General features: G+C 52.9%; 11 protein-coding genes. 6 read left to right on the plus strand and 5 right to left on the minus strand.

Annotation, left to right across the window (positions count from 1 at the left end):
- Positions 1-180: 180 nt before the first annotated feature.
- Together Abin_RS04255 and Abin_RS04260 are read left to right on the plus strand one after the other, a co-directional pair.
- Positions 181-369, plus strand: a complete 189-nt coding sequence (locus tag Abin_RS04255; RefSeq protein WP_146867746.1) for a RusA family crossover junction endodeoxyribonuclease — start codon at positions 181-183, stop codon at positions 367-369.
- A gap of 104 nt (positions 370-473) precedes the next feature.
- A complete protein-coding gene (locus tag Abin_RS04260) occupies positions 474-797 on the plus strand; it encodes a lysozyme family protein (protein WP_048845132.1) in 324 nt (107 codons plus the stop codon).
- A gap of 199 nt (positions 798-996) precedes the next feature.
- Here Abin_RS04260 and Abin_RS04265 read toward each other — a convergent pair whose 3' ends face one another.
- Together Abin_RS04265 and Abin_RS04270 are read right to left on the minus strand one after the other, a co-directional pair.
- A complete protein-coding gene (locus Abin_RS04265) occupies positions 997-1,245 on the minus strand; it encodes a hypothetical protein (protein WP_146867747.1) in 249 nt (82 codons plus the stop codon).
- 233 nt (positions 1,246-1,478) lie between these two features.
- Positions 1,479-1,958, minus strand: coding sequence for a hypothetical protein (locus Abin_RS04270; RefSeq protein WP_048845133.1), 480 nt, complete (start codon positions 1,956-1,958; stop codon positions 1,479-1,481).
- A 783-nt stretch (positions 1,959-2,741) separates the two neighbouring features.
- On the opposite strand from Abin_RS04270, the gene Abin_RS04275 reads away from it, so the two are divergent.
- From Abin_RS04275 to Abin_RS04285, 3 genes are all read left to right on the plus strand, one after another.
- Positions 2,742-3,149, plus strand: a complete 408-nt coding sequence (locus tag Abin_RS04275) for a hypothetical protein (protein ID WP_143217230.1) — start codon at positions 2,742-2,744, stop codon at positions 3,147-3,149.
- Positions 3,150-3,593: 444 nt separating this feature from the next.
- Positions 3,594-3,848 carry a type II toxin-antitoxin system HicA family toxin gene (locus tag Abin_RS04280; protein WP_048845136.1) on the plus strand — a complete coding sequence of 85 codons (255 nt, stop codon included), beginning with the start codon at positions 3,594-3,596 and terminating at the stop codon, positions 3,846-3,848.
- Positions 3,845-4,177, plus strand: a complete 333-nt coding sequence (locus Abin_RS04285) for a type II toxin-antitoxin system HicB family antitoxin (RefSeq protein ID WP_048845137.1) — start codon at positions 3,845-3,847, stop codon at positions 4,175-4,177. The genes Abin_RS04280 and Abin_RS04285 overlap by 4 nt, the downstream gene beginning before the upstream one ends.
- Positions 4,178-4,266: 89 nt before the next feature.
- Here Abin_RS04285 and Abin_RS16150 read toward each other — a convergent pair whose 3' ends face one another.
- The 3 genes from Abin_RS16150 to Abin_RS04295 all read right to left on the minus strand — a co-directional run bounded on the left by Abin_RS16150 (position 4,267) and on the right by Abin_RS04295 (position 4,938).
- Positions 4,267-4,386: a BrnA antitoxin family protein gene (locus Abin_RS16150; protein ID WP_218026295.1), complete on the minus strand. Its 120-nt coding sequence runs from the start codon at positions 4,384-4,386 to the stop codon at positions 4,267-4,269.
- Entirely contained in the window at positions 4,355-4,567 is a 213-nt protein-coding gene (locus tag Abin_RS15600) for a hypothetical protein (RefSeq protein WP_218026294.1), read from the minus strand. Before Abin_RS15600 ends, Abin_RS16150 begins: the two co-directional genes overlap by 32 nt.
- 107 nt (positions 4,568-4,674) lie before the next feature.
- A complete protein-coding gene (locus Abin_RS04295) occupies positions 4,675-4,938 on the minus strand; it encodes a hypothetical protein (protein ID WP_143217229.1) in 264 nt (87 codons plus the stop codon).
- A gap of 37 nt (positions 4,939-4,975) precedes the next feature.
- Between Abin_RS04295 and Abin_RS04300 the strand changes: the two genes are divergently transcribed.
- Positions 4,976-5,173, plus strand: a complete 198-nt coding sequence (locus tag Abin_RS04300) for a hypothetical protein (protein ID WP_086660163.1) — start codon at positions 4,976-4,978, stop codon at positions 5,171-5,173.
- The last annotated feature ends 11 nt before the right edge of the window (positions 5,174-5,184 follow it).

The raw sequence follows: 5,184 nt of genomic DNA on the forward strand, positions 1-5,184 counted from the left end.
ATTAAAGCCGCAGAAAACGGCCATTTTTGCGCGTATGAAATAATGTGGCGATTTCAGTTTTTTTCAGTCATTCCGTTTCAACGTTTTTCAACATCCAATCACTGGTTTTATCTGGTTCTTTAGACAAGAAATTAGCTGCTTTTCGTTGTACCGAAAGCCTCGCCTGTACTATTATCTGGTATGGGAAACACTCAGCCTGAACCAACAGTTTACCGCATCGCCATTCCCGGCCTGCTGAGGGCCAGAGGTCGCCCGCGCTTCGACAATGGCCGGACCTTCACGGATGCAAAAATGGTGCAGGCTGAGAAGCATATCCAGCACCACGCTATGGAGCAGATCGGCAAGGATAATAAATCATGGCAACAGTAATCGACCCCCTTATCGTTCAGTTGGGTCTGGACGCGAAAGCCGTTGTTAAGGGGCAGAAGTAGGCCGAAGGGGCGTTCAAGCGCGTTCAGTCCGGTGCGTCCAAGATGGGCGACGGCGTGGCCGCTGCGGCTGATACGGCAGGGGATGCGTTTCACTCGCTGGAGCGTAAGGCTCTGGCCTTCAATGATGAACATCCAACCACCTTTCGCGGCAACGCCAGAGGTTTGGGGCAACGGCTGACGCCGGACATGAAGGCCAAGCAAGCGTTCCTTGGCCGCCTTGAAAAGCAATATGGCCTCCCAAATGGGCTTTTGGATGGCATGTGGGCGCAAGAAAGTAGCCGAGGCTTGAACGCTGTGCCATCAAAGGCCGGGGTTCTGGGTGATTTCCAGATTATGCCTGACGTGGGCTGCGGCTGCCGGGGTTGATCCAAACAATTGCGAGCAGGCCGCCGAATACGCCGCAAAGCGAATGCATAGCGATATGCAACATTACCAAGGCTCCCTCGCATCCTCCTTGGCAGAATATAACTGGGGAGGCGGCAACCTTAAGAAAGCCCAGCAGGCATTTGGACAGGGCTAGCAGTCTCACGTCCCGCTAGAGACGCTTGATTATATCACCAGCATTTCACGGGCCGTTGATGCAGCAAGTCAGAAGGTTTCTATGGGCGATGAAAACCATACAGTGAACAACACGTTTGGCGACACGCATCTGAATGTTACCACGAACGCCAGCGACCCACATGACGTGGCAAAGGCCGTAAAAACAACCTTTGATCGAAACCAGCGAATGCTCGCAAGACAGGCTAACTTGGGGTTGTCGTAAATGACGTGCGGCCAGTGCCAAGGAATAGCCGAGCGTCTGAACCTGCAGCATGAAAATACCCGTCGCAAGGGCATTAACGATGCAGGGATTCCTGCATCCCTCACAAGAGACGCATCCCCCGCACGCCAAGCCCTGCCCAAATTGAGCGGGTTGAGGCCCTCCGTGCGTGGGTGATGGTTTCATATAAAAACTCATAGACCTCCACTATTACGCTTCAGGCGCTCACCATTTACACTCCGCCCGCCCAGACTAATTCGCTGACACGTCATCGAATATTAAGAAAATTAATATTCAGAATTTGAAGCCCACTCTCCAACTGTCTTGGCACTCACACTCTCATTCCCTTGTATCCCCTCTTGCATTCGACGATCATGAAACTTCCATGGAAAAGAACAGTCTTCGAGTGTTAGAAAAGAGACATCCAACTGGTCTTTTAGCTGCGACTTATATTTCTCAATTATATCAGAACGCATCACCAGCAAGCAGCGTATATGCCAATCCTCTGACACTACGTTCTGCCGAACCAAAAACGCCGAAAGACGACTATACCACTGCTCGCCGCGCCCAATAACTTTGCCTATCAGTTTTTCCGGTCGAAACGCTTTAGTTTCTTCAACCACCACAACATGCTTGTGGCGAAAGTCCAGCACAACATAATCTGGGCACGACCAATCAGCCTTACGACGCGCATCAAGCCAAATAGAATACTGGGGCGCAATGAATGCTTGGCCGTCAAGCGTTAGATAAGTGTCCAATTCGCTCACTCGGAAGTTCTCTCTTCAATTTAATTGATCGCCTGTTTTAATTCATAATAGCTTCAATGTGCTTTTTCTCCCAACCTGCATATCTTTCAAGCTAGGCAGGCATAGTCTCAAGAACGATATCGACCGACAAGAAGCCTTAGTCGGTTAATAAGGCTTTCAGATTAATGGTTAAGCTTCAGATTTGCATATTTGAAATTCGCACACAGTCGTTAGCTATTCGCTGGTGCCTTGCATGACAGTCGGACACAAAATTAGACATGAACCCGCAATTCATCCACCTCGAAACCTACGCCCGCAAGCCTGATAAACAGGGGCGGGTCTGTCGCCTTTGTTCTCGCTGAAGCCGCCCGCGAGCCATGGGCCTGCTACCATGTTACACAACCCCGCCCACCCGCTGTCCTGCACGGTGCCCATCCTTCGGAAGTGCGTTCTAAGCATGATCAACGGGCTGCCTCTATCCGTATCCAGACCTCTACTGGCTTGCGCGCCATCCGGCAGGACCAGCACACGCTTCTGACGTTGGTAGCCTCCTTCCATCGGAAAGGGAGGGATTATGAGGGCTGGGAGCGAGACACCTTGAAATGGCTTCAGACGCGCTATGGCCCCCAGTTGGCGTCTGTCATTCGGCATACTGACGAGAGCCACCCACATCTGCACGCATACGTCCTGCCTGATGATCCTGCCATGCGTGCACGGCGGTTACATCCGGGTGCTCTGGCAAAGGATACAGCTCTTCAGCACGGAGCCACCAATCGGGCCGGGGACGCCGCTTACCGGGCGGCCATGCGCGACCTGCAGGATACTTATTGGCTTGAAGTCTGTGCCGCCCTTGGCATCCGCCGATTTGGCTTCTCCCGGCGCAGAATGACGCGGGCAGAGTGGCATAAGGAAAAGATCGTTCGGAACTGCAGCAGAGCAGCGGACGTAAAGCTTGGTGAGGACATGCAGAGGGTCAAAACCGCAGCAGCTGAGTTGTTAAAGTGGCAACAGGATTTGGAGCAGTGGCGGCTACAAATGCTGGGGGACAGAGACCGCATACGTCAAGAAATCATGCGTGAGACAGATGCAAGGTACCGAGAGCATATAGAAAAGCATGGCCGACTCTACCAAACAGAAGTCGCTTTGAGAATTGAAACAGAAAAGCAGCTAGCACATAGAACACCAGAAGAAGAATTGATTTGTAGTTCATGAAGTGAAGATGCCCAAGGAAAGCTGTTTTCTACCTCTCCGCCTCTTGCAATACTAAGCATTACTGAAATTGCCTAACCTGTCTTGGGCGCCCAAGGCGCTGTCGGGAGAGGTTGGAATTTTCAATGACCCACTTATAGACAATTTCTGGATGCCAGCGAGGCCGGCCAAGTTTGGCAACCCGAGGCGGCAGTCTTTCAGGCGCTGTGCTGGAGAGCTTCTGGACCGTAGCTTCTTGGTAGTTCAAATAATGCGCTAAATCCCGGCAGGTCCATAGCCTGTCAGTCGGAAGCGCCTTAGAGCTTTCTTTTCCCATTTTGAGTCCTCTCGACCTGCATGTTTAATAGGAACGGTCTTTTCTGAAAAAGTAGTGGGTAGCATTGCCTCCTTTGAACGGTTATGCCGATCAAGCTTGATATTGATACTAAAATATAGTATCAATATACCATAAAAGCCAAGTACCGCCGAACGCTGGAGTTAATCTTCAAACGTCCCGTCTCAGGCAACGTGCCCTGGCCAGACATTGAAGCTCTTTTCGTTTCTCTGGGCGCGGAGGTGTCAGAGCGTGAAGGCTCACGCATCGGGGTATTCTTGTTTGAAGAGATCAAGGTTTTCCACCGACCTCATCCTAAACCAGACACCGACAAAGGAGCCGTAGCTTCTGTCAGAAAATGGCTTGAACAGAATGGAGTGACACCATGAATAACATGATGGAAATTGGCGGCCATCGGGCTGTCATACAGTTTGATCCTGAAATCGGCATGTTCCGGGGGGAATTTCTGGGACTGAACGGAGGGGCTGATTTCTATGCAGATAGCGTGAGCGGCCTGCAGCAGGAAGGCGAAGCCTCCCTCCGTGTCTTTCTTGAGATGTGCGCTGAAAAAGGCATTGATCCGGTCAAGCACTATTCTGGCCGCTTTGTAGTCCGACTTCCTGAAGAGATCCATGCTCGTGCTGCAGAGATTGCCGCAGCCCGCGGGGTCAGCCTCAATCGACTGGTGCAGGATGCGCTGGCTCAGGTTGAGGCGTAGATCCTAGCGTTCACCCTCTATCCCCCATCTTCGTATCACGCGGCTCAGGGATATGAGCCTCCACTCATGACCGCAGGCCGTGGCTCTTCTTATAGCCCCACAGCCTCACGCAGCATGTCATTCATACGCCCCTGCCAGCCCAGACCGTCCTGCTTCAGACGGTCAGCCGGATCAGGGTCAAGCCGGATAGAAACCAGCTTCTTCGTCAGGGCTTTCTATGGAGCGCACCCGCCGCTGAGAAGCAAGATCAGGCACGATAGCGGAAGCAGGCTCGGCCCTTTGAAAGTCGGCCTCGGTCAGTTCAGGGCTGTCTGCGTCCAGAGCAATCCCCTGATTGATACGGGCATCCTCCTCGTCTGTCGGCATGATAAAGTCAGGTTTGCGCGGCATAGAGCTTTGCCTCCTGTTTGTTCGCCTTACGCAGGCTAGTGATTCGGACGATGCGCGTCTCAATGCTGAACACCAGCACATAAAGGCGCAGTTAGGCAGTCACAATTCTATTTCTGCGCCCGCTCAAGAGATATGATTTTCTCGTACTGCCGTTCAATAATCTCCTGCGCCACCAGCAATGCACGAGCCAGCAACAAGGTCTTATCTTCCTGCGGAGGGGAACTGGCTGCCTGTTCATTTTGAACACTCACCCAACCTGACGGGCTCGGCTCACCTTCCGGCCATTCCAGTCCCTCCGGCCCTTCTCGCCACCATCGGATGATTTCATCCCGATACACATCCGGCATCAGCTTGGCGTAACGGGAGACCATGGCAACACTGCTCCAGCCTCCATCATACTGAAGGCACATGATGGCCGGACAGCATAAGAACAAACTCAATCTCGACCGTCTAGCGAAAATATGGGCGCTGGCTGAGCGGGGCGACGCTGGAGAGCAGGCCGCGGCACGCAACCGGGCTGAGGCACTGGTAAAGCCGCACGGCTACACGCTGGCAGCCCTTACCTGCCCGGCATTGCGAGCAGTCAGGAATACGACGCGCCCCTGAGACCGGCAAAC

Origin of the sequence: Acetobacter indonesiensis (assembly GCF_000963945.1) — a bacterium.
Classification (GTDB): Bacteria; Pseudomonadota; Alphaproteobacteria; order Acetobacterales; family Acetobacteraceae; genus Acetobacter; species Acetobacter indonesiensis.

What these genes read in the sequence shown, in the direction of transcription:
- Abin_RS04265 (WP_146867747.1), bottom strand. Translation starts at nt 1,245, where the DNA reads ATGCTGCAGGTTCAGACGCTCGGCTATTCCTTGGCACTGGCCGCACGT.
- Abin_RS04255 (WP_146867746.1), top strand. Translation starts at nt 181, where the DNA reads ATGGGAAACACTCAGCCTGAACCAACAGTTTACCGCATCGCCATTCCC.
- Abin_RS04275 (WP_143217230.1), top strand. Translation starts at nt 2,742, where the DNA reads ATGCGCGACCTGCAGGATACTTATTGGCTTGAAGTCTGTGCCGCCCTT.
- Abin_RS04260 (WP_048845132.1), top strand. Translation starts at nt 474, where the DNA reads ATGGGCGACGGCGTGGCCGCTGCGGCTGATACGGCAGGGGATGCGTTT.
- Abin_RS04285 (WP_048845137.1), top strand. Translation starts at nt 3,845, where the DNA reads ATGAATAACATGATGGAAATTGGCGGCCATCGGGCTGTCATACAGTTT.
- Abin_RS04300 (WP_086660163.1), top strand. Translation starts at nt 4,976, where the DNA reads ATGATGGCCGGACAGCATAAGAACAAACTCAATCTCGACCGTCTAGCG.
- Abin_RS04295 (WP_143217229.1), bottom strand. Translation starts at nt 4,938, where the DNA reads ATGGTCTCCCGTTACGCCAAGCTGATGCCGGATGTGTATCGGGATGAA.
- Abin_RS15600 (WP_218026294.1), bottom strand. Translation starts at nt 4,567, where the DNA reads ATGCCGCGCAAACCTGACTTTATCATGCCGACAGACGAGGAGGATGCC.